The 23,866-nt window shown below is 67.4% G+C and carries 18 protein-coding genes and 1 pseudogene; 5 read left to right on the forward strand and 14 right to left on the reverse strand.

Going from position 1 to position 23,866, the window contains the following annotated elements; translation table 11 throughout:
- Positions 1-297: 297 nt before the first annotated feature.
- The 4 genes from Y900_RS08145 to purN all read right to left on the reverse strand — a co-directional run bounded on the left by Y900_RS08145 (position 298) and on the right by purN (position 5,951).
- Complete coding sequence (locus tag Y900_RS08145; protein ID WP_036341048.1) at positions 298-2,286, reverse strand: vWA domain-containing protein; 1,989 nt, start codon at positions 2,284-2,286, stop codon at positions 298-300.
- On the reverse strand, positions 2,279-3,661 hold the full coding sequence (locus Y900_RS08150; protein ID WP_036341051.1) for a sigma 54-interacting transcriptional regulator: 1,383 nt from the start codon (positions 3,659-3,661) through the stop codon (positions 2,279-2,281). The genes Y900_RS08145 and Y900_RS08150 overlap by 8 nt, the downstream gene beginning before the upstream one ends.
- 83 nt (positions 3,662-3,744) lie before the next feature.
- On the reverse strand, positions 3,745-5,325 hold the full coding sequence (purH, locus tag Y900_RS08155; RefSeq protein WP_036341054.1) for a bifunctional phosphoribosylaminoimidazolecarboxamide formyltransferase/IMP cyclohydrolase: 1,581 nt from the start codon (positions 5,323-5,325) through the stop codon (positions 3,745-3,747).
- Positions 5,322-5,951 (reverse strand): phosphoribosylglycinamide formyltransferase, encoded by a 630-nt coding sequence (gene purN / locus Y900_RS08160; RefSeq protein WP_051659958.1) that lies wholly within the window; start codon positions 5,949-5,951, stop codon positions 5,322-5,324. The genes purH and purN overlap by 4 nt, the downstream gene beginning before the upstream one ends.
- Before the next feature lie 242 nt (positions 5,952-6,193).
- Between purN and Y900_RS30210 the strand changes: the two genes are divergently transcribed.
- On the forward strand, positions 6,194-6,742 hold the full coding sequence (locus Y900_RS30210) for a hypothetical protein (RefSeq protein WP_131536120.1): 549 nt from the start codon (positions 6,194-6,196) through the stop codon (positions 6,740-6,742).
- Positions 6,743-6,770: 28 nt separating this feature from the next.
- On the opposite strand, the gene Y900_RS08170 is transcribed toward Y900_RS30210, so the two are convergent.
- The 3 genes from Y900_RS08170 to sfnG all read right to left on the reverse strand — a co-directional run bounded on the left by Y900_RS08170 (position 6,771) and on the right by sfnG (position 10,321).
- Positions 6,771-8,162, reverse strand: a complete 1,392-nt coding sequence (locus Y900_RS08170; protein ID WP_036341058.1) for a cell division protein PerM — start codon at positions 8,160-8,162, stop codon at positions 6,771-6,773.
- Positions 8,163-8,211: 49 nt separating this feature from the next.
- Positions 8,212-9,021, reverse strand: coding sequence for a DUF5336 domain-containing protein (locus tag Y900_RS08175; RefSeq protein ID WP_036346184.1), 810 nt, complete (start codon positions 9,019-9,021; stop codon positions 8,212-8,214).
- Between the two features lie 169 nt (positions 9,022-9,190).
- Complete coding sequence (gene sfnG / locus Y900_RS08180) at positions 9,191-10,321, reverse strand: dimethylsulfone monooxygenase SfnG (RefSeq protein WP_036346187.1); 1,131 nt, start codon at positions 10,319-10,321, stop codon at positions 9,191-9,193.
- A gap of 142 nt (positions 10,322-10,463) precedes the next feature.
- On the opposite strand from sfnG, the gene Y900_RS08185 reads away from it, so the two are divergent.
- A complete protein-coding gene (locus Y900_RS08185) occupies positions 10,464-11,315 on the forward strand; it encodes an LLM class F420-dependent oxidoreductase (protein ID WP_036341061.1) in 852 nt (283 codons plus the stop codon).
- On the opposite strand, the gene Y900_RS08190 is transcribed toward Y900_RS08185, so the two are convergent.
- The 3 genes from Y900_RS08190 to sucC form a co-directional block, all read right to left on the reverse strand.
- Positions 11,312-12,844, reverse strand: a complete 1,533-nt coding sequence (locus tag Y900_RS08190) for an acetyl-CoA acetyltransferase (protein WP_036341064.1) — start codon at positions 12,842-12,844, stop codon at positions 11,312-11,314. The two genes, Y900_RS08185 and Y900_RS08190, sit on opposite strands and share 4 nt — an antisense overlap.
- A gap of 122 nt (positions 12,845-12,966) precedes the next feature.
- Positions 12,967-13,869, reverse strand: coding sequence for a succinate--CoA ligase subunit alpha (sucD, locus tag Y900_RS08195; RefSeq protein ID WP_036341066.1), 903 nt, complete (start codon positions 13,867-13,869; stop codon positions 12,967-12,969).
- A 13-nt stretch (positions 13,870-13,882) separates the two neighbouring features.
- Positions 13,883-15,046 carry an ADP-forming succinate--CoA ligase subunit beta gene (gene sucC, locus Y900_RS08200; RefSeq protein WP_036341068.1) on the reverse strand — a complete coding sequence of 388 codons (1,164 nt, stop codon included), beginning with the start codon at positions 15,044-15,046 and terminating at the stop codon, positions 13,883-13,885.
- A gap of 261 nt (positions 15,047-15,307) precedes the next feature.
- Here sucC and Y900_RS08205 point away from each other — a divergent pair, with 261 nt between their 5' ends.
- Positions 15,308-16,366, forward strand: coding sequence for a M23 family metallopeptidase (locus Y900_RS08205; RefSeq protein ID WP_036341070.1), 1,059 nt, complete (start codon positions 15,308-15,310; stop codon positions 16,364-16,366).
- 4 nt (positions 16,367-16,370) lie between these two features.
- Positions 16,371-16,982, forward strand: coding sequence for a CvpA family protein (locus tag Y900_RS08210; protein WP_051659960.1), 612 nt, complete (start codon positions 16,371-16,373; stop codon positions 16,980-16,982).
- Here Y900_RS08210 and pcrA read toward each other — a convergent pair.
- Entirely contained in the window at positions 16,979-19,345 is a 2,367-nt protein-coding gene (gene pcrA / locus Y900_RS08215; protein ID WP_036341073.1) for a DNA helicase PcrA, read from the reverse strand. The genes Y900_RS08210 and pcrA overlap by 4 nt on opposite strands.
- A 209-nt stretch (positions 19,346-19,554) precedes the next feature.
- Between pcrA and Y900_RS08220 the strand changes: the two are divergent.
- Positions 19,555-19,868, forward strand: a pseudogene (locus Y900_RS08220) (chorismate mutase).
- A 6-nt stretch (positions 19,869-19,874) separates the two neighbouring features.
- On the opposite strand, the gene Y900_RS08225 reads toward Y900_RS08220, so the two are convergent.
- From Y900_RS08225 to Y900_RS08230, 3 genes are all read right to left on the reverse strand, one after another.
- Positions 19,875-21,899 carry an SGNH/GDSL hydrolase family protein gene (locus Y900_RS08225; RefSeq protein WP_081845033.1) on the reverse strand — a complete coding sequence of 675 codons (2,025 nt, stop codon included), beginning with the start codon at positions 21,897-21,899 and terminating at the stop codon, positions 19,875-19,877.
- A 265-nt stretch (positions 21,900-22,164) separates the two neighbouring features.
- Entirely contained in the window at positions 22,165-22,329 is a 165-nt protein-coding gene (locus tag Y900_RS32340) for a hypothetical protein (RefSeq protein ID WP_157838240.1), read from the reverse strand.
- Positions 22,330-22,385: 56 nt separating this feature from the next.
- Positions 22,386-23,843 carry an NAD-dependent succinate-semialdehyde dehydrogenase gene (locus Y900_RS08230; RefSeq protein WP_036341080.1) on the reverse strand — a complete coding sequence of 486 codons (1,458 nt, stop codon included), beginning with the start codon at positions 23,841-23,843 and terminating at the stop codon, positions 22,386-22,388.
- Between the last annotated feature and the right edge of the window lie 23 nt (positions 23,844-23,866).

Below are 23,866 nucleotides of genomic sequence, written 5' to 3' on the forward strand. Positions count from 1 at the left end.
CTGATAGATACTAAGGGGCTGTTTGCCCCTCGGCAAGCGGTACCACGGAATTCAGGGACCTAAGTACTTCGCTTTTTTCACACCAATCACGCAGGAGGGGCGGCCGTCCGGTAGCCAATTGACGGTGGAGAAACATTCGGGTTACCGACGTGTTGCACGTGTTCGCTAACTCCCTACGCCGGAGAACGTTGACGTCAATAACAAACTCGTTTGCCACGCGCTTTGCTGAGCACACCATCGACCGGGCCACTGTGCAGGGGTGCCCCGGATTTGCTGAATACCTGAGAGCTTCTCAGCTCAGCGCCGGCGCCGGCGCGACCGCAGGTAGTCGCCCACGACCGCGGCGCCCAGACCGTCCAGGTCGGGAACCACTACCCGGCCCTCGACCCGGCGAGCGACCTGATCGATGAATCGGGCCAGGCCGGGGTCGTTGCCGAGTCGGAAGATCGTCACCTGCGCTCCCAGGCGCGCGACCTCGTCGAACCCGCGCACAGTGTGCGCGATGGTCAGCGGATGCGGCGGGTAGTCAAAAAACACCGACGAACCCTGGCCGTCGAAATCCTCCAGGTGCGCCGTGGGCTCACCGTCGGTGACCACCAAGACCACCGGTTGGGCGTTGGGGTGGCGGCGCAGATGCCGGACCGCCAGCGCCAGTGCGTGGTGCAGGTTGGTGCCCTGCTCGTAGACACCCTCGAGCCCGGTCAGCTCGGCCGCGGTCACGGTGCGGGCGTAGCGGCCGAAGGCGATGATCTGCAGCGCATCCGAGCGGAACCTCGTGCTCACCAGATGGTTGAGCGCCAGCGCGGTCTGCTTCATCGGCAGCCACCGGTTCTCCATCACCATCGAGAACGATGTGTCGACCAGCAGCGCCACCGCCGACTGCGTGCGAGTCTCGGTTTCCGACACCTCGACGTCGTCGACACTGATCCGCAACGGGCCTTCGGCAGGCCCGCCGGCCCGCCGCAGCACCGCGTTGGTCAGGGTGCGGGTGACGTTCCAGGGCTCGGTGTCGCCGAACGCCCACGGCCGGGTGGCGCCGGTGAGTTCGCCAGCCGCGCCGGCACGACGAGTGTCACGCTCACCGTGGCGGCCCGAAAGCTGTTGGGCGACATCGCGAAGCGCGGTCTGCCCGAGCTGGCGCATGGCCTTGGGCGACAGCCGCCACTGGCCGTCGGAACCGCGGTCCAGAAAGCCCTGGTTCATCAGCGCACGTTCCAGTTCGGCCAGCGTCCGCGCATCGATGGCGGCCTGATCACCGAGCTGACGGGCCAATGCGTCGAGATCGACGTCGTCCATGGTTGCGCCGGCGTAGCTCTGCGACAGCTGCTCGGCGAGCTGCTCGAGTTCGGCGATGTCGGCCATTGCCTGGGCGCCCTCCCCCATACCGAGCGGGTTGTCGCCGGAGAATTCCGATGAACCGGTCCAGTCCTCGCCCGGTCGGGCAGCCTGCAGGTGCGAGTCGAGCCGATTCAGCGCGTTCATCAGTTGCGGCGAACCGAACGCCTGCTGCGCCAACGCATCCAGCTCGGCGCGCTGGTCCGGGGTGAGGCTGTTGCGGAAGCGCTGCGCGGCCGCGGCCCGCTGGGCCAGCGAATCGAGTAGTTCCTCGACGTTCTTCGGATTCTCCGGAAAGTACTGGCCGTGCTTGCGCATGAAGTCGTCGAAATCTTGCGCGCTGTCCTCGCCTCGAGAATGCTTGTCCAGCAGGTCGTTCAGGTCGTCGAGCATCTCGTTGACCGCTTGCCGGTCCTCGTCGGTGGCGTTCTCCAGCGCCTGCTTCATGCCGGCGAACCGCTGATCGAGCATCTCCCGACCGAGTAGATCTTTGATCTGCTCGTACTTTTGGCGCGCCTCGGGACTGCGCCAGTTGTAGTCCGACAGCTCTTGCACGGCCTTGCCCGGCGACGGTGAGAGCGATTCGATTTGCAGCTCCTGGAATCGGGCGTCGTCGTCCAGCGCGCGCGCCAGTTCCTTGCGCTCGGAGAGCACCGCGTCGTCGAGCAGCTTCTTGATCTCTTGCAGGGTGCCGTCAAGGTTGTTGCGGTTCAACAGCTCTCGGCGACGACGATTCACCTCCGCGGCGAGTCTGTCGGCGCCCTTGGTGTTCTTGGTTCCGCGGCGCAACAGCTCGGACAAAGCGCGCCGCGGCGATGTGCCCTCCATGACGTCCTGCCCGATCTGCTCGAGCGCGTCGCGAAGATCCACCGGCGGGGCAAGCGGATCAGGGCCCCCGGTATAGGCCGAATACCGGGAGTCGTGTGAGTGTCCCCGATCCGCTCTAGCCATAGACGGTTTCGCCTTCTCCTGTCACCTTGTCGATCCGCTTCGCGAGATACAGTGCCTCCAGGGCCAATTCGAGCGCGGCGGCGCGTTCTCCTTCGGTTTCGGCGTCCAGCCGCTTGGCGATCTCGTCGATCACCGGCAGGTCCGGCAATGCCGCGAGCACGTCCTTGGCCGCGACCTGCTCACCCGTGGTCACCGCCGAGCCACCCTCGACGGCCGCCACCAGCGTGCCGACATCGATGCCGCCCAGCGCCCGCTGTGCGGTGTCTGCGGTGGCGCGGCGCAGCAGATGCTCGAGCACCGCCTGCTCGCGCCCCTCCTCGCCGGATTCGAACTCCAGCTTCCCGCGCAGGACGTCGATGATCGTGCCGAGGTCGACCACGCGGGCGACCGGCTCCTCCTCGCCGAGGATCGCGCCGCGGTGGCGGGCCGATGCGGCGACGGTCTCGGCGGCGGCGATCGCGAAGCGCGCCGACACACCGGACCGCTGGTCGACCGAATTCGACTCGCGCAGGTAGCGGGCGAATCGGGCGATGATCTGCATCAGGTAGGCCGGAACCTGCGCCGACAGGTGTGCCTCCTGGGTGATCACACCGACCTCGGCATCCAGTTCACGCGGGTAGTGCGTGCGGATCTCCGCGCCGAAGCGGTCCTTCAGCGGAGTGATGATGCGCCCGCGGTTGGTGTAGTCCTCGGGGTTGGCGCTGGCGACCACCAGCACGTCCAGCGGCAGCCGAAGCGTGTAGCCGCGCACCTGGATGTCGCGCTCCTCCATGACATTGAGCATCGAGACCTGGATGCGCTCGGCCAGATCGGGCAGCTCGTTGACCGCGACGATGCCGCGATGCGCCCGCGGGATCAGGCCGTAGGCGATGGTCTCCGGGTCGCCGAGACTGCGACCCTCGGCGACCTTGATCGGGTCGATGTCACCGACCAGGTCCGCCACGCTGGTATCCGGGGTGGCCAGCTTCTCGGTATAGCGCTCACTGCGGTGGCGCCACTCGATCGGCAGATCGTCACCTGACTCTCCCACCCGCCGGATCGACTCCGGCGTGATCGGCGTGTAGGGATGCTCGGCGAGCTCGGACCCGGCGATCACCGGCGTCCACTCGTCGAGCAGATTCTGCAGCGAGCGCAGCAGCCGGGTCTTGCCCTGCCCGCGCTCACCGAGCAGAACGAAGTCGTGCCCGGCGATCAGGGCCCGCTCCAGCTGCGGCAAGACGGTGTCCTCGAAGCCGAAAATGCCAGGCCAAACCTCATCTCCGTCAGCCAGCGCGGTCAGGAGGTTCTCCCGGATCTCCTGCTTGACGCTGCGCTCCCGATGCCCGGAAGCGCGCAGTTCGCCAAGAGTGCGGGGAAGGTTGTCAGGTGAAGTCACCTCTCCACGCTACGACTGCCACGCCACCGGGGCATTACGCGGTCAGCGCAAAGTCATATTTGGCCCCGCCGGAATACCCGCGGTCAGTGCGCGAAGTGCCGGGCCCCGGTGAGGTAGAGCGCGATCCCGGCCTTCGCCGCGGCTTCGGTGACCAGTTCGTCGCGCATCGATCCGCCGGGGTGCACGACGGCCTTGACGCCGGCCGCCGTCAGCGTCTCCAGCCCGTCCGGGAACGGGAAGAACGCATCGCTGGCCGCCACCGCACCGCGGACCCGCTCGCCACCACGCTCCACCGCCAGCCGCGCCGCGTCGACACGGTTGACCTGGCCCATGCCCACCCCGACCGTCGCGCCGTCGGCGGCCACCACGATCGCGTTGGACTTGACCGCGCGGCAGGTGCGCCAGGCGAACCGCAGATCGGTCAGCGTCGCCGCGTCCGCCGGGGTTCCGGTCGCCAGAGTCCAGTTCGCCGGGTCGTCGCCGGGCGCGTCCAGCGCATCGCGCTCCTGGATCAGCAGACCTCCGCTGATCTGGCGCAACTCCGCTCCGCCGACCGGCGGCTGGGCGGCCACGAGCACGCGAATGTTCTTCTTACGGGCCAAGATCTCCACCGCGCCGGGCTGGTATGCCGGCGCGATGATGACCTCGGTGAAGATCTCCGAGACGAACTCGGCCATCTCCACCGTCACCTCGGTGTTGGCCGCGATCACCCCGCCGAACGCGCTCAGCGGATCGCATTCGTGGGCCTTGCGGTGCGCATCGGCCACCGACACCGACGAGATCGCGATGCCGCACGGGTTGGCGTGCTTGATGATGGCGACGCAGATCTCCTCATGGTCGAACGCGGCCCGCCACGCCGCATCGGCATCGGTGAAGTTGTTGTAGGACATCTCTTTTCCGTGCAGCTGCTCGGCCTGGGCCAGACCCGGCCAGCCGGACTCGTCGCTGTAGAGCGCGGCCTGCTGATGCGGGTTCTCGCCGTAGCGCAGCTGCGAAGTGCGCCGCCAGGTGCGGCCGAACCACGGCGGCAGGAGTGTCGCCGCATCTTCTTCTGCCGATGCCAGCACCGAGCCCATCCAGCTTGCCACCGCGACGTCGTACTCGGCGGTGTGCCGAAAAGCCAGCGCCGCCAGCTTCTGTCGCTCGGCGAGGGTGAAACCGCCGGACCGGACCGCGGCCAGAACGCCGTCGTATCCGAGTGGGTCGACGACGACAGCCACGCTGGCATGGTTCTTGGCCGAGGCGCGCACCATCGAGGGACCGCCGATGTCGATCTGTTCGACGCACTCCTCCACTTCGGCGCCCGAATCGACCGTCTCGGTGAACGGATAGAGGTTGACCACGACGAGGTCGAACGGCTCGATTTTCAGCTCGCCGAGAGCCGCGAGGTGTTCCGGCTTGCGCGTGTCGGCAAGCAGGCCCGCGTGGATGTGCGGGTGCAGTGTCTTGACCCGGCCGTCGAGCACCTCGGGAAAGCCGGTGACGAACTCCACCGGGGTGACCGGAATGCCTTTGTCAGCAATGGTTTTGGCGGTTGAGCCGGTGGAGACGATGGCCACGCCCGCCTCATGCAGACCCTGCGCGAGCGGGATCAGCCCGCTCTTGTCGTACACGCTGATAAGTGCGCGCCGAATCTGCCTCTTGCCTACAGTCCCCGCGGTCATCCTATGGTCGCCTTTCTGCCACTCCAGGTCACGCCGCGCTGAGCCAGCGCGGCCAGCACATCCACCAACAGCCGCCGTTCGGTGACCTTGATGCGTTCGTGCAACGTGTCTTCGTCGTCATCGTCGAGAATCTCGATGGGTTCCTGAGCCAGGATCGGGCCGGTGTCCACCCCGGCGTCCACCAGATGCACCGTGCAGCCGGTGACCTTGACCCCGTAGGCCAGCGCGTCGGGCACCGCGTGAGCGCCCGGAAACGCCGGGAGCAGCGCCGGATGAGTGTTGACGACTCGGCCCAGGAATCGCGAAAGAAATTCCGGCCCAAGTATTTTCATGAACCCGGCCGACACGATCAGGTCGGGCCGGTGCGCTTCGGTGGCATCGGCCATCGCGGTGTCCCAGTCGGCGCGGCTCGGGTGGTCCTTCAGACGCACGCAAAACGTGGGGATCGACGCGGCCTGAGCTATCTCGACGGCGCGGCAGTCCCGGTCCACCCCGACCGCGGCGACCCGCGCGGGATAGTCGCCGACGGCCGCGTTCAGCAGCGACTGGAGCAGCGATCCGGTTCCCGAGGCCAGGACGACGAGCCGCGCCGGCGCACTCGGCGGGATGTGGATCGGATGCTGCACGGCGATGAGCCTAGCGGGAACGCCGCTGTGCGCACGCGGCACCGACCGGGCCTCGCGAGCCCATGGCATCACTTGCAGGAAGCTGCTAGTTTGCTGTGAGCCCACGGGTCACAGCGTCTGTGGGTGAGCAACGCCGGGCAGCTAAAACGGCTGCGGTGTATCGGATAGCACGACTCGGTGTTCGCGATGACCGATTTTCGGACTCAGGGCAACGCCGCCCGGGAAGTTGCGACGTGATCAACATGCGAGCCGCAGTAGCGGCGCCCCTGCTCGCCATTGCGATGGCCACTGCCACCTCTGCGGTGAGCAACGCGGCTCCCGATATCGTCGGCAGGACGTTCGATGAGGCGAGCTCGATACTGCGATCGGCCGGGTACACCGCGGTCGTCGTTGCCACGTTCGGTGGACGAACGGCGCGTGCCGATTGCGTTGTGACCCAACAGGGGAACCGCCAGTCATCCAACGGGCAAGAGGCCTTGCTGGCGCTGAACTGCAACGCTCCCCTCGCGGGCCCCGGTGTACCGGGAAACTCCGCCGCCAGTCCCGCCGGCCGAGCGGCGGCAGCCGCGGTGGTCCGGGTATCCAAGGCCAACGTAGAAAAATCGCTGGTGAGCGGACTCGCAACCGGCCCCGGCCCGTCGTGGGCGCAGTGCTCCGGCGATCTTGTCGGAATCGTGGACAGCAGCATCGACTGCACGGTGCTGGCCGATAGCGACAAGCAGACGTACACCTTGACGGTCACCGACATCGAGGACGGCCGGATCAGCTACAACATCGGCCCGAAGGAATAGCAGCTCGTCGCCCGCGGGTCCACGGCGCTTAGCGCTCGTTGGGACCGGTCTCGATGTCATCGTCGACGACCATCAGGTCCTCGACGTCTTCGAGATCAGGTGCCGGCCGTACCGGCTTCGGCGGCGGGACGGGTTCGCGCTCGGGTTCCGGTTCGACCTCGGGAGCCGGGTCCGGCTCGGCTGCCATGTCCGGGATGGGCGTGGTGAGCGCCTCGTCGTCCGCGAGGTCGTCGTCGAAGGGCGGTTCCTCGACCGGTGCCGCCGGAGCCGGCCGCTTCACCCGTTTCGGACGGCGGCGGACGCCGCCGGTCAGCACCACGGTCAGCGCACCGATGGCAAAGAACCAGAAGAACACCGCCGGGCCCAAGGTGCTCTGGTCCACCCCGACGTCGCCGAAATTGCCGAGCTGCCCACCGCCGGCGTAACCCAGGACGGCCATCGTGACGGCCGCGAGCAGCGACGCGACTGCCACCTTCGCCAGAGCCGTCGGCCAGGGCAGCGGTCTGCGCGCGCACTGCTGCCCGACCGCGACCCCGGACGCAGCACCGATGATCAGCAGCGCGACCCAGACCGGCCCGAGCGGTGGCGTCGGCACCGCGGCCAGGATCGGCACCGCGGGGATGTCACCGCCGAAGACGGTGAACGAGCTGAATGTGGCGAATCCGATGTGGGCACTCGATCCGACCGCCATCGCCGAAGTCCCGACGATCACGTTGGGCACATACAGCGCGGACAGCAACGTGAGACTGAGCTGCCCGAACAATGAATCGGTCACCGCGTACAGCTCGTGCATGGTGCCCCAATGCACGACCAGCGACACCGTGGTGACCGCACCGGACAGTCCCAGCAGCGCCAGCAGGCCGGCCATCGCGGCCCGCACCGTGTCGCCGAGCCACAGGGGTAATCGCAGAGCCGTCAGCGCCCGCCACCCCACCTGCGAGCCGACCCCGATCAGCGCTCCGATGCCGTGCACGGCCAGCACGCCGGAGAATGCGCGCAGCGCGCTCGGGGTCTGTAGCTCGGTGATCACCGAGGAGGCGTCGTGGATAACCGCCAGTGCGATCGCCGCGAACAGCAGCGGGCCGCCGATGGCCGACGCCACGATCCACCGGGTCACGAACCACGAGGCGCGCGGTGAGGTCGCGTGCGCGCAGGTGCGTGCGGTGCCCGCGACCATCAACAGCACCGGCACCAGCGGCAACACGGCGAGCTGGTGGCCGGCGATCGAGATCGGCACCTGGTGCACGGCCAGCCACATGCTGGCGATCGCACCCAGGGTGCCCGTCATATCGCTGTTGGCGATGACGAGTTGCAGCAGGGCCACCGCGGCGATCACCACGAGGGCGACCACCGACGGGCCGAACGCAACCCGGACCAGGTCTCGCGCCTGGCGCGCGCCGACTGGCCGCTTGTCCTCCATCCGTGTCACTCGACGCGCCGGTCAGGCGTGCTGCGCGAAGAGCGCCCGGTTAGGACGGGCTCTGACCCGACGGCGACGATGACGGCGCCTGGGGCTGCTGCTGTTCCGGCTGTCCGGCGGGCTGTTGCTGGCCCGAGCCGCTCGACGGCGGCGGGCTGAAGCTCGGGAAACCGGTCGGCGGCGTCGGCGGGCCGCTCTGCGCGCCGCCGAAGTTCGACGGACCGGACGTGTAGCCGCCGCCGTACTGGGACGGGTAATTCGGCCGCGGCGGGAGTCCCTGCGGTGGGCCCTGCGGACCGGGCTGGCCGTAGTAGCCGCCGGGAGGCGGGCCGTACTGACCGAACTGTTCGTATCGGGGCCGGGGCGCCGGCGCAGTGATGATGCCGGCCTCCAGCAGCAGCGCCGCCACCGCGGCGATGGCCTGCAGCAGGGTGAACGCGAGCAGCAGCCACAGCCCCCAACCGACGGAGAAGCCGGTCGGCTTGCTGATGACCTGAGCGATCGCCGTCAGCACCGCGATCACCGATGCGGTGGCGATGACGCCGCCGTAATCGCGGGCCTTCGGCAGCAGCGCGGCCGCCGCGAGCAGCGCGGCAATCAGCGTCGCGACCACCGGGTAGCCGCCGCCACCGCCGGTCAGCTCGGCGCCCCCGAAGGGCCCGAGGTCGGCGTGGACGGTGAGGATCGGCCCGAAGCTGGCGAGGTACGCCGCCAGGCCCAGCACGATGGCGGCGACGTTCAGGTACTGCGGCAGCTTGCTCGGTCCGGCCTCGGCCGGCGCGAACGACGACGTGGGCGCACCGTAGGGACCGGTCGGCTGCGACGGTTGGTAGCCCGGATTCGTGGGCGGGTAAGTCATGGCCTCTCCTTCAGCCTTGTCACGCCGCGCATCCCCCGCGGCGCTGCGTCGGTTGTGGCTCGCGAACGGACCCGCAGGTCGGCGTTCGCACCCCACGCTATCGCACAGCGCCGTGGCCGCCGCGACCATCGGCGTGTCACACAGGCAGTTGGTAACCGGCCGCCGGGACTCAGGCAGAGGCCTGAAGGGGCGCGGCGATCGAATCGCTCTCGGCCGCTTCGATTTCGCGCACCAGCGGCAGCACCCGCGCGCCGAAGTACTCGATCTCCTCCTGGAAGTGCAGGAAGCCACCGAGGATGAGGTCCACGCCGCGCTTGCGGTAGGCGGAAATTCGCTCGGCGATCTGCTCGGGGGTTCCGATCAACCCGGTGCGGAAGCCGTCGTTGTATTGGACGAGGTCTTCATAGGTCGAGTCGGCCCACATCCCGCGCTTGTCTGCGGTCGAGGCGCCGGCTTGCTGCACGGCTCCGTGAAACCCTTCGACCGCCGGTTTGTTGGCCTTGGCGATGATCTCTCTGAGGACCTCTTTTGCTTCTTTCTCTGTGTCCCTGGCGATGATGAAGCCGTTGAGTCCGAAGTTGACTTCCCGGTTGGCGTCGCGGGCGTGGTCGCGAACGTCGACGAGCTGCTCGGTGACGCCGTCGAAATCCTTGCCGTTGGAGAAGTACCAGTCGGCGTAGTGGCCGCCGTTGCGCCGCGCGGCGGAGGAGTTGCCGCCCTGGAAGATCTCCGGGTTGGGCCGTTGCGGTGTGTTGAGCGGCTTGGGCTTCAGGGTGAAGTCGTGGATGCGGTAGAAGTCACCGCGGAATTCCACGCCGTCTTCGGTCCAGATCTTGCGCAGCACCTGCAGGAATTCGGCGGTCCTGCGGTAGCGCTCGTCGTGCTCGAGCCAAGGTTCGCCCAGGTGGGTGAATTCGTCTTTGAACCAGCCGGACACCACGTTGACGGCGAACCGCCCACCGGACAGGTGGTCGGCGGTTGCGCCGAGCTTGGCCAGCACCCCGGGTTGCCACAGGCCGGGGTGGACGGCGGCGATGAGCTTGAGCCGCTCGGTGGCCAGCAGCAGCGCCAGCGAGAAGCTGGTCGATTCGTGCTGGAATTCAGCGCCGTAGCTGGCCTCGTAGCGGACCTGCGACAGCGCGTACTCGAAGCCGTTGTTCTCGGCGGTCTGTGCGAGCTTGACGTTGTAGTCGTAGTTCCAGTCGGTGCGTTGCTCGATGGTGCTGGTGACCAGGCCGCCACTCACATTGGGCACCCAGTAGGCGAATGTCACGTGCTCGGCGATGCGTTCTGTCGTCATGCTTTGCATGGTCGCGACGAGGTCCGGCGCGGTCACCCCTTTTACTCGCCGAGAGTGCAGAGGTAACTCGCCGAGACTGCAGATGTCGCCCACTGAGACGCCACCTTGCCCGGGGGTTGGGCAACTCGTTCTAATGCAGCCCATGGATTACGGGCTCGTTCTGTTCACCAGTGACCGCGGCATCGCCCCTGCGGCTGCAGCCAAGCTCGCCGATGAGCACGGCTTCACGACGTTCTACGTGCCCGAGCACACGCACATCCCGGTCAAGCGCGAGGCCGCGCACCCCACCACCGGCGATGAGTCGCTGCCCGACGACCGCTATATGCGCACGCTGGATCCGTGGGTGAGCCTCGGCACCGCGGCCGCGGTGACCTCCACGGTGCGGCTGTCCACCGCGGTGGCGCTGCCGGTCGAGCACGATTGCATCACCTTGGCGAAATCGATTGCCACCCTTGATCATTTGTCCGGCGGCCGGGTCAGCCTGGGGGTCGGGTTCGGCTGGAACACCGACGAGCTGATGGACCACAACGTGCCACCGGGTCGGCGTCGCACGATGCTGCGTGAGTACATCGAGGCCATGCGCGAGCTCTGGACCAAGGAAGAAGCCGAATACGACGGCGAGTTCGTCAAATTCGGCCCGAGCTGGGCCTGGCCCAAGCCCGTTCAGTCGCACATCCCGGTGCTCGTGGGCGCGGCAGGCACCGAGAAGAACTTCAAGTGGATCGCCCGCAGCGCCGACGGCTGGATCACGACGCCGCGCGACTTCGACATCGACGAGCCGGTGAAGCTGCTTCAGGACACCTGGGCCGCGGCCGGCCGCGACGGTGCTCCGCAGATCGTGGCTCTCGACTTCAAGCCGGTACCCGAGAAGTTGGCGCACTGGAGGGACATTGGCGTCACCGAGGTGCTGTTCGGCCTACCGGACAAGTCGGGCGACGAGGTCGCCGCCTACGTGGAGCGACTGGCAGGCAAACTCAGCGCACTGGAGCTCTAAGCCAGCGTCGCGCGGTTTTTGCCGTCCTCGCCCGCGGTGACGTTGATCGCGGCGCCCAGCGGATCGCCGTCGCTCATCAACGCCACCAGGGCCGGGTCGGTGGTGATGGCCATGAACCGGCTGAGGTCGGCATCGAGGCGGCCGATGATGACCCCGGTGCGCTCAGGCCAGTCGTATCGCACCGAGTACGTCTCGATCACACCGCTTCCGTTGGCGTTACGGGTGACCGGCACCTGCGGCAGGGCGGCGATGTCTGCCTGCAGTTCCTTGCTGCGGTCAGGCGCCCACTCGACCGGGGTGGTGGAGTAGATCCCCACCGAGTACTTGCTCATCACGCCGCCGTTGGCGCCCACCAGGCCGAAATCACCTGGCTTGTCGCGCATCGCGGCGACGGTCTCGGCGATGCCGTGCAGCGAGTAGCTGTTGCCCGGTCCGCCGAAGTACGGCAGGCCGCCGGTGAGGGTGAGCCCGCGCGGGTCGTCAGCGGCCAGCCCGAAGTCGTCGCACACCGCGAAGACCGGGAACGGGAAGCAGCTGTAGAGATCGAAGGTGGCTACGTCGTCGATGCCGATGCCAGCCACCCGAAGCGCCTCTGTCACAGCCTGTTTCGACGAGTAACTGACTCCGACATCGGCCCGGTCCAGCAGGTCCTGCTCGCGTTGATCGGCGTGACCGTGCAGGTACACCCAGTTCTCCTCGGGCACACCGAGTTCGCGAGCGGCGGACACCGACATGAGCAGCGCGGCCGCGCCCTGGTTCACCGTGTCGCGGGCCACCATCAGCCGGGGATACGGGTCGCAGATCATCCGGTTCTCGGCGGTGACCGTCGCAATCTCGTCGACCGAGCGTTCGACCGGTGACGATGAAAAGGGGTTCTTGGCAGCGACTTTCGAGAACGGCGAGAACAGTTCGGCCATCTTGCGGCGGTAGGAGTCGACATCGAGACCCAGTCGGGCACGACGCGCGTTGTCCAGCAACCCGTACTGCACCGGCGCGCCGGTCAGCCCATGATTGGCGGTGTACTCGCTCATGTACTGCTCGAAGCCGTACCCGCGGTCCTCGAGCTGGCCGCCCACGGTTTCGCTGTGGTCGGGTTTGTCGTCTCTCCCCGCGAACGTCTTCAGCGTCGAACCGTTCTCCGAGCCGAGGATCAACGCCACCTCGATCTCGCCGGCCGCGATGGCGCCGGCGAACTCGGTGACCAGCTTCTGAGGGCCGTTGCCGCCGATGGATTCCAGCACGGCGCGCTTCGGGTCGGCGCCGACGCGACGGGCGACCGAGCGGATGTAGTTGTCCGAGCACCCCAGCGGAGCGGTCGCGTACGGCGTGCAGATCTCGAACTGCCGCAGGCCCGCGAACACCTCGATGGACGTGGCGACGGCAGCGACATCCGCGCCGGTGTCGGCGAGTGCGGCGCGAACCGCCTCGGTGGCCAGCTCGACCGCCGACATACCCCGGTAGTCCGGGTCGTCGATGCGCTCGGTGAACTGCCCGACGCCGACAATGACGGGGGTACGCGGATCGACCATAGTTCGACAGGCTAATAGAACACGTTACCGTTTTGCCAACCGGGGCCCTACCTGCGCCGAGATGGACATCAGGGCTGCGATCCGATGTGGATCACAGCCCTGACGTCGAACTCTATGACGAATTACAGCCCCTGCAGGATCTCTCTGGCCAGGTTGGCGGTCTCCGAAGGCGTCTTGCCGACCTTGACCCCGGCGGCCTCGAGGGCCTCCTTCTTGCCCTGAGCCGTGCCTGCGCCGTCCGAGACGATCGCACCGGCGTGTCCCATGGTCTTACCCTCGGGCGCGGTGAACCCGGCGACGTAGCCGACGACCGGCTTGGAGACGTTGGCCTTGATGTACGCGCCGGCCTTCTCCTCGGCGTCGCCGCCGATCTCGCCGATCATCACGATGATCTTGGTCTCGGGATCCTTCTCGAACGCCTCGATGGCGTCGATGTGGGTGGTGCCGATGACCGGGTCGCCGCCGATGCCGATAGCGGTCGAGAAGCCGAGATCGCGCAGCTCGTACATCATCTGGTAGGTCAGCGTGCCGGACTTGGACACCAGGCCGATCGGGCCCTTGCCGGTGATGTTGTTCGGCGTGATGCCGACCAGCGCCTCACCAGGGGTGATGATGCCGGGGCAGTTCGGGCCGATGATGCGGGTCTTCTCGCCTTTTTCCAGGTTGTATGCCCACGCATATGCGCTGTCCTGCACCGGGATTCCCTCGGTGATGACCACCAGAAGGGGGATCTCGGCGTCGATCGCCTCGATGATGGCGTCCTTGGAGAACGCCGGCGGGACGAAGGCGATCGACACGTCGGCGCCGGTCTCCTTCATGGCCTCGGCCACCGAGCCGAACACCGGCAGCTCGATGTCGTTTCCGTCCTTATCCTTATGGGCGACGGTGGTGCCGGCCTTGCGCGCGTTGACGCCGCCGACCACCTGGGTGCCCGCCTTGAGCATCAGCGCGGTGTGCTTGGTGCCCTCGCCGCCGGTGATGCCCTGGACGATGACCTTGTTGTCCTTGTTCAGGAAGATAGACATTGGTTCTAGTCCCTTACTTGTTGGCCAGCTCGGCGGCCTTGTCGGCGCCGGCGTCCATGGTGTCGGCCTGGATCACCAGGGGGTGGTTGGCTTCGTTGAGGATGCGGCGGCCCTCTTCGACGTTGTTGCCGTCGAGACGCACGACGAGGGGCTTGTTCGCACTGTCGCCGAGCTTCTTCAACGCGCCGACGATGCCGTTGGCCACCGCGTCGCACGCGGTGATGCCGCCGAACACGTTGACGAACACACTCTTGACCTGGCTGTCGCCCAGGATGACGTCGAGACCGTTGGCCATCACCTCAGCCGAGGCGCCACCGCCGATGTCGAGGAAGTTGGCGGGCTTCACGCCGCCGTGCTTCTCACCGGCGTACGCGACGACGTCCAGGGTTGACATGACCAGACCCGCGCCGTTGCCGATGATGCCGACCTCGCCGTCGAGCTTGACGTAGTTGAGGTCGTTTTCCTTCGCCTTGAGCTCGAGCGGATCGGTGGCGTCCTTGTCCTCGAACTCGGCGTGGCCGGGCTGGCGGAAGTCGGCGTTCGCGTCCAGGGTGACCTTGCCGTCCAGCGCCAGGATCTGATCGTCGGGCGTGCGCACCAGCGGGTTGACCTCGACCAGGGTGGCGTCCTCGCCGGTGAAGACCTCCCACAGCTTCTGGATGGTCACCGCTGCGGCGTCGAGCACCTCGGCGGGCAGGTGCCCCTTCTCGGCGATCTCGCGCGCGAAGGCCAGATCGACACCTTTGACGGCGTCGACCGGCACCTTGGCCAGCCGCTCCGGCTTGGTGGCGGCGACCTCTTCGATCTCCATGCCGCCTTCGACCGAGCACATGGCCAGGTAGGTGCGGTTGGAACGATCGAGCAGGAAGGAGATGTAGTACTCCTCGGCGATGTCGCTGGCCTCGGCGACCAGCAGCTTCTTCACGATGTGGCCCTTGATGTCCAGGCCGAGGATGTTCTTGGCGTGGGTGTAGGCGTCATCAGGGGTCGCGGCGTACTTGACGCCACCAGCCTTTCCGCGGCCGCCCACCTTCACCTGGGCCTTGACCATGACGGGCTTGCCGATTTCCTCGGCGATGGCCTTGGCGTCCTCCGGGGAGTCGGTGACCCGGCCCGGGGTGGTGGGAACGTTGTGCTTGGCGAACAGTTCTTTCGCCTGATATTCGAAAAGATCCATGAGCTCACTGTCTGGTCGGCGCTGACTGTTTTGTTGACGAAGTGGTGTTGAGGAAGTCGCTCCGGGGGGAACTGTATCTAGACCCTCTGAGGACTCCGTCCTCGCGTACCGCTCATGTGGTACATCTCACCGCGGAGTTGAAGTGATTCAACTCACAATCCTCCGCGGAATATCCCCTTGGGTTGCGGCCCGTGTCGGATCTTCGTTAACGTCGTCGGGGTCTGAGATAACGCTTTGGTCACGACTAAGGGACTTCGAGTTTTGACGCAGCATCGGCCGGCACCGACCTCTATCGGAGCTTCTTCGGCCTCGCAGCCTTCGACCAGGACTTTTGATCGCCAAGCGCCAGCCAAGCGAGCCCTTGATCCGGAGCGGGTCGACGTCACCGACATCATTCCGTTCAACGAATTCGGCGATCTCTGCGATATCGATTTCCGCGAGAGCACCGCTTTCGCCAGCCTCCAGGTGGCACGCTGCCCTGAACTCGACGATCTGCACGACGCCGACGACGCCCGGCCGCTGCGGCTGGCGGTGCCCACCGAGTTCGCCGCGCCGCGCGATGGCGGCGCCGAAGTGCCGCGCTTCATCAACAACGACAACACCGACGTGCTCCCCCGCACGCCGCAGCACCGCAGGCAGCCGACCGGCGCCGTCAAGGGCCGCGTGATGATCGCGGCGATGGCCGCGGGTGCCGCCGCCGCCGCGGCTTACACCGCGGTCAAGCCCGCCACCGACACCACCACCCAAACCGTGCTGGCCGCCGAGAAGACCCCGCTGGACGGCTCGGTCATCACCCCGCGCGGCGTGCAGCTGATCGCGGTGAAGCCGGTCGCCGACGCCGCCGTGCACGGCGAGGAACTGGCCAATGGACAGGCCTTCGCCCAAGAGCGCGCCGAGCGCGAAGCCCGGTTGCAGCGGCCGCTGTTCGTCATGCCGACCAAGGGCGTGTTCACCTCCGGCTTCGGTTACCGCTGGGGTGCTTTGCACGCCGGCGTCGACCTGGCGGCTCCGATCGGGACGCCGATCGTCGCTGTCTCCGACGGTGTCGTTGTCGACGCCGGGCCGACAGCCGGCTACGGCGCCTGGGTCAAGATCCGCCATTCCGATGGCACGGTCACCCTGTACGGCCATGTCAACACCTGGACGGTCCAGATCGGCCAGCGAGTGTTCGCCGGCGACCAGATCGCCACGGTCGGCAACCGGGGCAATTCGACCGGACCGCACCTGCACTTCAGCGTGCTGCAGAACGGCGTCAACTTCATCGACCCGGTGCCGTGGCTGGCGAAGCGGGGCCTCTCGGTCGGCCCCTACGTCGGCTGACCTGGTGTCTGAGCCGGACGACCCGCACACCCGCATCATCCGGCGCCAGCCGTCCGGACCCATTCCCCAGCCCGAAGAGCCGTGCACCGGCATCATCCGGCGCGCACCCACCGGGCCGATGCCCGCGGTGCCCGACGATCGCACCGTCAACATTCCTCGCCCGCCGGTCGACGAGGCGCCGACCAGCCTGATCCGGCGCGCCACCCCGGTCGCGGTTCCGGCCCGGCCGGGCGCGGTCGACGTCTCCACCGGGGGAACCGCGATCGCGGCCAGCGCGGTCAGCATCGTCAGCGGATGGGCGACCGGCGTCGTCGCCACCGACCTGATCACCGGATGGTGGGGCACCGATCGGCTGTTCTGCGTTGCGGTCGGATTCCTCACCCTGCTGTTCGCGGTCACCAGCATCGCCGGGGTGATCGCAGTACTGCTGCGCCGCTCCGTCGGCCGCTACCTGATCGCGTTCGGCGCCGTCATCGCGCTGCTGACATTCGGCAGTGTGTTCGTCGCCGGAGCGCGAATCCCGTTGGCGGTGTATCTGATTCCGGCGTTACCGCTGGCGAGTCTGATCCTGGCATTGCACCCGTCGACCCGGCGCTGGTGCCGCGTCCGAAGCTAGAGCTTCTGGATGGGTGCATGGTTGTGCATCAGCTTCACCCGGCCGGCGCTGCCGAAGTCGATCAGCGACATCGCCGACTCCCCCATGCCGGACACCTCCTCGACGCGGCCGAGACCGTACTTGTCGTGGTTGACCCGGTCACCGGGTGCGAGGACCACCAGCGCACGCTTACCGCCGCCGGCAGGACGCGCCGGTGACGGTCGCGGGGTGCCGACCAACCCACCCGCTCCGGGAGAAAATCGGCCCGGCGCACTGTAGGACGGCGCCGGATCGGTGCGGCGCCAGTCGAGCAGATGCTCCGGAATCTCGCGTAGGAACCGGGATTCGGGGTTCAGCATCGGCTGCCCCCACGAGGAGCGAACCTTCGCGCGGCTGAGGTAAAGCCGTTGGCGCGCACGGGTTATGCCCACATATGCCAGCCGGCGTTCTTCGGAGAGCTCGGCCGGATCCCCGAGCGCCCGCATGTGCGGGAACATGCCGTCCTCCCAGCCGGTGACGAAGACGACCGGGAACTCCAGACCTTTGGCAGTGTGCAAGGTCATCATCGTGACCACCCCGGAGCCGTGCTCGGGCAACTCGTCGGAGTCGGCCACCAGCGACACCCGTTCCAGGAACTCGGCGAGTATGCCGGTCTGCGGCACGTCCTCATCGGCGTCGGTGCCGGCGTCCCCCTCCTCTGCCGCCAGCGCGGCGGCATTGGCCCGATCGATGCTGAATTCGTGTGCGACGCTGACCAATTCGTTCAGGTTGTCCAGCCGGGCCAGGTCCTGCGGGTCGCTGGAGGATTCCAGCTCGCTGCGGTAGCCGGTGCGGTCCAGCACCGCCTCGACCAAATCCCCGAGCTCGTCATCGAGCTTGCCGCGCAGGTCGTCGATCAGGTTGACGAAGCTCGCGATCGCCTTCTCCGAGCGAGTGTTCAGCATCGGTACCTTGCCGGCCGCCGCGGCGGTCAGGGCGTCGGCGAAGGTGCTGCCGGTGTTCTCGGCGTACACCGCGACGCAGGCCTCGGCGCGGTCGCCGATGCCGCGGCGCGGGGTGTTCAGGATGCGTCGCAAGCTGACGGCGTCACCGGGGTTGTCCAGCACACGCAGGTAGGCGACGATGTCGCGAATCTCCTTGCGCTCGTAGAACCGAACGCCGCCGACGACCTTGTACGGGATGCCGGCCCGGATGAACACCTCTTCCAGCGAGCGCGACGAGTTGTTGGTCCGGTAGAACACCGCGAAGTCGTTGTACGAGAAACCGCCGGCCCCATGAGCACGGTCGGCGAGCGCGTCGATCTCGCTCGCGACGAACCTGGCCTCATCGTGCTCGTTGTCGGCGACATAGCCGACGATCAGCTCTCCGTCACCCTCGTCGGTCCAGAGTCGTTTCTCGCGGCGGTTGGCGTTGCGGGAGATGACGGAGTTGGCCGCCGTCAGGATGTTCTGGGTCGACCGGTAGTTCTGCTCGAGCAGGATCGTGGTGGCGTTGGGGAAGTCACGCTCGAAGTCCTCGATGTTGCGGATCGTCGCGCCGCGGAACGCGTATATCGACTGGTCGGCATCGCCGACCACGCACAGCTCGCTGGGCGGCACGGTGTCGGTATCGGGGGCACCGACACCGACAAGTTCGCGCACCAGCACGTACTGGGCGTGGTTGGTGTCCTGGTACTCGTCGACCAGGACGTGCCGGAACCGCCTGCGGTAGTACTGGGCGATCTGCGGGAAGTTCTGCAGCACCGCGACGGTCTCGCCGATCAGGTCGTCGAAGTCCAGCGCGTTGGCCGCGCGCAGCCGCCGCTGGTATTCGCCGTAGACGCTGGCCACGGTGCGGGCCAGGTCGTCGGACCCGGGCTCGAGTGCGGCGACCGCATCTTCGGGCACGATCAATTCGTTCTTCAGGTTCGAGATCGCGTTGGACAGCAGTCGCGGGGTGTACCGCTTGGTGTCCAGGCCCATGTCCTTGGCGATCATCAGCAGCAGGCGTCGCGAATCGTCGGCGTCGTAGATCGAGAAGTTCGAATTCAGTCCCGGCAGCAGCGAGGCCTGGTTGCGCAGGATCCGCACGCACGAAGAGTGGAAGGTGGAAATCCACATATTCCTGGCCCGGGGACCGACGAGCGAAACCACCCGCTCGCGCATCTCGGCGGCGGCCTTGTTGGTGAACGTGATCGCCAGCACCTGGCCCGGCCCGACATCGCGGGCGGCCAGCAGGTACGCGATCCGGCGGGTGAGGACCGCCGTCTTGCCCGACCCGGCGCCGGCCACGATCAGCAACGGGGGCCCCTCGTGCAGCACCGCCTGGCGCTGCTGGGGGTTGAGGCCCTCGAGGAGTTCGGCCGCATCGGCCGGGGGTTTGAAATCTGTCACGTGCACACTCATGTCCGACCCAACTTACCGCTGTATGGCGACAGTTTTTTTGCGAAGCCGGGCTTCGGAGTGGCACACTCGACAACGTGCTTTCTCCGCAGCGTCGATTTTTCTACGGGTACCGGTCCGCGGTGCCCGTGGGTATCTAGCTGCTCAACCCGAGAGCCCCGCGGTCCGCATCCGGACCCGGGGCTCGTCTCTTGTGTGAGGCCCGGGATCGAATGAGACCAGACCCACACACGAGGAGAACGAAGCGATGACTCTGGAAATGGTTCCTGAAGCCGAGAACAACATCGACATCGACAGCCTGCGCGGCGAGATCGACCGCCTCGACGCCGAGATCCTGGCGGCGGTCAAGCGTCGTACCGAGGTGTCCCAGGCCATCGGTCGGGCCCGGATGGCCTCCGGCGGCACGCGACTGGTGCACAGCCGTGAGATGAAGGTCATCGAGCGCTACAGCGAGCTGGGCCAGGACGGCAAGGATCTGGCGATGCTGCTGCTGCGCATGGGTCGCGGCCGGCTCGGGCACTCCTGAGCGCAGCTAGCGCACTGCGTCAAGCAGCCACGGGGTCATCCACTTGACCGCGTTCGGCGTGGGGTGCACGCCGTCGATGCGGACCTGAACACCGTTGATCTTGTTGGTGTAGCCGCCGTTCGGCGCGAGCTTCTTGTTCAGATCGAGCACGGTCACATTCTTGCGATCGGCTACGACCCTGCGCAGCAAGGCATTCCACTGGTCGACCCGGCTTGGCTGATCCTCGGGGTATAGGTTGCCGTTCGTCTGCTCACCGTGCCGGCTGTATGGCTCGGTCGACACCACCACCAGTGCCCCGGTGGAGCCGAGGATGTCCAGCGCGTGCCGCAGTTCGCTCTCCAGGTACTTGTCGAAATCGGGCTGACCGATGTGGGCCCAGTTGCCATTCCACTTGCGGTCCACCACCTCCCAGCGCCCGACCATCATCAGCACCACATCGGGCCGGTCGTGGCTGATCCGCTGCGCCCAGCGTTCCGGCCAGGCGTCGCATTCCGGCTTCTGTTCCAGGATCTGCCCGGAGTAGCGGTACGGGCCGCCCCGGACCAGGCCGCAGCCGATCGTGGTGCGGTCCAGGAAGTTGATGCCGGGGGTCGGCGGCAGGTAGCGCATCATCGTCCACCCGATGGAGTCACCGAACACCGACACGGTGTGCGGGCGCGGCCCGACCTGCACCGGCGCGGCCAGTCGCACCGTCTCCACCGGGGAGACCAGCGCGGCCTGGGTGATATCTGGGCTCGCCGGATCGATGCGGGTTCCGACCGGCACGACGACGACTGCGACGGCGACGGCCGTGGCCATCGTCGCGGCCGCCAGCCGGAGCTGGGGAACGTGCACGGGTCGCCAGCGCCGAACGGGACGTTCGATGAGCCACCAGGATCCGACCGCCGCGAGCAGCGTGATCGCGCAGCGGGCGGCGAACAGCGGGTAACCGGTCCACCCGGTGCGCTCCCCGGTGAGCACCAGGAACACCGGCCAGTGCCAGAGGTACACGCCGTAGGAGACGGCGCCGAGCGCCACCAGCGGCGGGGTGGCCAGCACCCACGCCACCGGGCCGTTCTGTTCGAGCGCGACGCCCGCGATCACCGCGACGGCGGCCACCGCGACGACGATCAGCAGGCCGTTGCGGAATTCGGCGGCGCTGCCGGTCGCGACGTGCGTGATCGCGGCCAGGACGGCCACTCCGGCCACCGGGATTCCCCCGGCCAGCCAGCGGCCCCACCGCGACCGGATCAGCGGCCAGGCCGCCATCATCGCCGGCCAGTCCCGCACCAGCAGTGCGGCGGCCGCGGCCCCGATCAGCAGCGCTTGCGCGCGGGTGTCGGTGCCGAAGTACACCCGGTTGAGCGAGTCGTCGTCGGCCATCAGGATCGCCTCGGTGGCTGACGCAGCCGTTCCGACGAGGGCGAGGACCAGCACAGCCCAGCGAACCGCGGTGATGGTCGGCATCTTCTTGCGGCGGCGGGCGATCACGGCCAGCAGCACCGCCACCGCCGCGATGAGCACCGGCCAGATCAGGTAGTACTGCTCCTCGACGCCCAGCGACCAGGTGTGTTGCAGCGGTGAGGGCGGAGCGCCCTGGCTGAAGTAGTCGGTCTGATGCGACACGAACGCCCAGTTCGCCATCCACAGGAACGCGGCGACCGCATCGTTGCGCAAGCCGCTGACGGCGTCGGGCGGGAACAGCAGCCGCGCGGCGATCACCGCCAGCACCATCATCAGCAGCGCGGGCAGCAGCCTGCGGGCCCGTCGTACCCAGAACGCGCCGAGGTCGAGCCGGCCGGTTCGGCCGATCTCGTCGAGCAGCAGCGATGTGATGAGGAAGCCGCTGAGCACGAAGAAGACGTCGACGCCGATGAATCCGCCTGCGACACCAGGGATTCCGCTGTGCCCGATCAGAACGAGGGCGACGGCGACCCCGCGGATCCCGTTCAGCGCGGGAATGCCCGAGCCGCGGGGCCGTGGCCTGCGCAGTTGGCTCGGTTGCGAGACGGGATCAACCCAGGGACTTTGCGCAAAGACGCGCGCCGTCACACCATGCCCTCCTAGTTCTTCGGTGCTGTGAAATCTAGTTCGCAGGCACCGTCGATCAGCGCAGGCGCGCGGTCGTTTACGTCAATTCCTTGCGGCGCTCGGCATCCTCGTCGGCGAGGGCGACATGGCCGATGTGGCGAGCGGGCTGGCCGGCGCATTTCGCCATGTGGAGGGTCGGCGACAACGACCGCGGCGGCATCACCGGCGGCTACGCCACCCCGTGGGTTCGCGGTTGTCGGCGCACTGCCGCCCGGTCAGCTGAGATTCAGCAGCGCGTCAGGTCCCGGTCGACGATCTTGGGGCGCTGCGGCGCCTCGGGGAGCAGCTGGTCGAGGGCCAGCATCAGGCCGGCGACCGCGCCGGAGAGCTGCGCGGTGACGAGTTCAGACACCCCTCGACGCGCAGGAGCCTGAGGAATGCTGATCTTCATGGCGCTTGGTTACCCCGTGCTTGCAATTGCAAGCGTGAAGCGCGCCACAGTTAGCACTACTTGGTCAGCGCGATGTACTTGGTGTCCAGATATTCGTCGATGCCTTCGATGCCGCCCTCGCGACCGAAGCCGGATTCCTTGACGCCACCGAACGGCGCCGCCGGATCGGAGATCACGCCCCGGTTCACCCCGACCATGCCGGATTCGATCTCCTCGGCGACCCGCAGCGCCCGGTCCAGCGACTCGGTGTAGATGTAGGCCGCCAGCCCGTATTCGGTGTTGTTGGCCGCGGCGACGCCGTCCTCCTCGCTGTCGAAGCCGATGATCGGCGCGACGGGCCCGAACACCTCCTCGGTGAGGATGCGCGCGGTCGGCGGGATGTCGGTCAGAACGGTGGCCGGGTAGAAGTTGCCCGGTCCGCCGGGGGCCTCGCCACCGAGGGCGACTTTCGCCCCCTTCTCGACGGCGTCGTTGACGAGTTCCTGAACTTTGTTCAGCTGCTTGGTGTTGATCAGCGGACCCAGCTTGCTCGACGGGTCCAGCCCGTTGCCCAGATTCACCTCGGCCATGCGCTTGACGAATTTGTCGGTGAATTCGTCGATCACCGCGTTGGCGACGTGGATGCGGTTGGCCGCGGTGCACGCCTCGCCGCCGTTGCGCATCTTGGCGAGCATCGCGCCCTCGACCGCGGCATCGACGTCGGCGTCGTCGAAGACCACGAACGGCGCGTTACCGCCCAGCTCCATCGAGGTGCGCAGCAGCTTGTCCGCCGACTGCGCGACCAACGCTTTACCGACGCCGGTTGAGCCGGTGAAGGTCAGCTTCCGTAACCGGCCGTCGTCGATCAGCGCCTTGGTGACCTCACCCGGCCGGCTCGTGGGCAGGATCGACAGCACACCCTTGGGCAGTCCCGCTTCGGCCATCAGCTTGGCCAGCAGCAGCATGGTCAGCGGGGTCTCCTGGGCCGGCTTGATGATCATGGTGCAGCCGGCCGCGAACGCGGGCCCGATCTTGCGGGTCCCCATGGCCAGCGGAAAGTTCCACGGCGTGATCGCGTAACAGGGGCCGACGGGCTGCTTGGTGACGATGATCCGACCGGTGCCGGCCGGCGACGGGGTGTACCGGCCCCCGATGCGCACCGCCTCCTCGGCGAACCAGCGGAAGAATTCGGCGCCGTACTTGACCTCGCCCATGCTCTCGGCGACGACCTTGCCCATCTCCAGGGTCATCAGCGCGGCCAGATCGTCGGCGCGGTCGATGATCGTCTCGAACACCGAACGCAGGATCTCCCCACGATCCCGCGCCGGGGTGGCCGCCCACTGCGCCTGCACCGCGCACGCGGCGTCGAGGGCGGCGACCGCGTCCTCGGCGGTGGCATCGGCCACCGTCGCGATGACCTCGTCGTTCGACGGGTCGAAGACCTCGAACGTGGACGACCCCGGCCGCTCTTCTCCGCCAATCCACAAACCCGTGGGAACCGACGACAACAGCCGTTCAATGTCTGGGGTGCTCATCCCTCCATCATGTACACCTTTGG

This window comes from Mycolicibacterium aromaticivorans JS19b1 = JCM 16368, assembly GCF_000559085.1.
In the GTDB taxonomy this organism is placed as follows: Bacteria; Actinomycetota; Actinomycetes; order Mycobacteriales; family Mycobacteriaceae; genus Mycobacterium; species Mycobacterium aromaticivorans.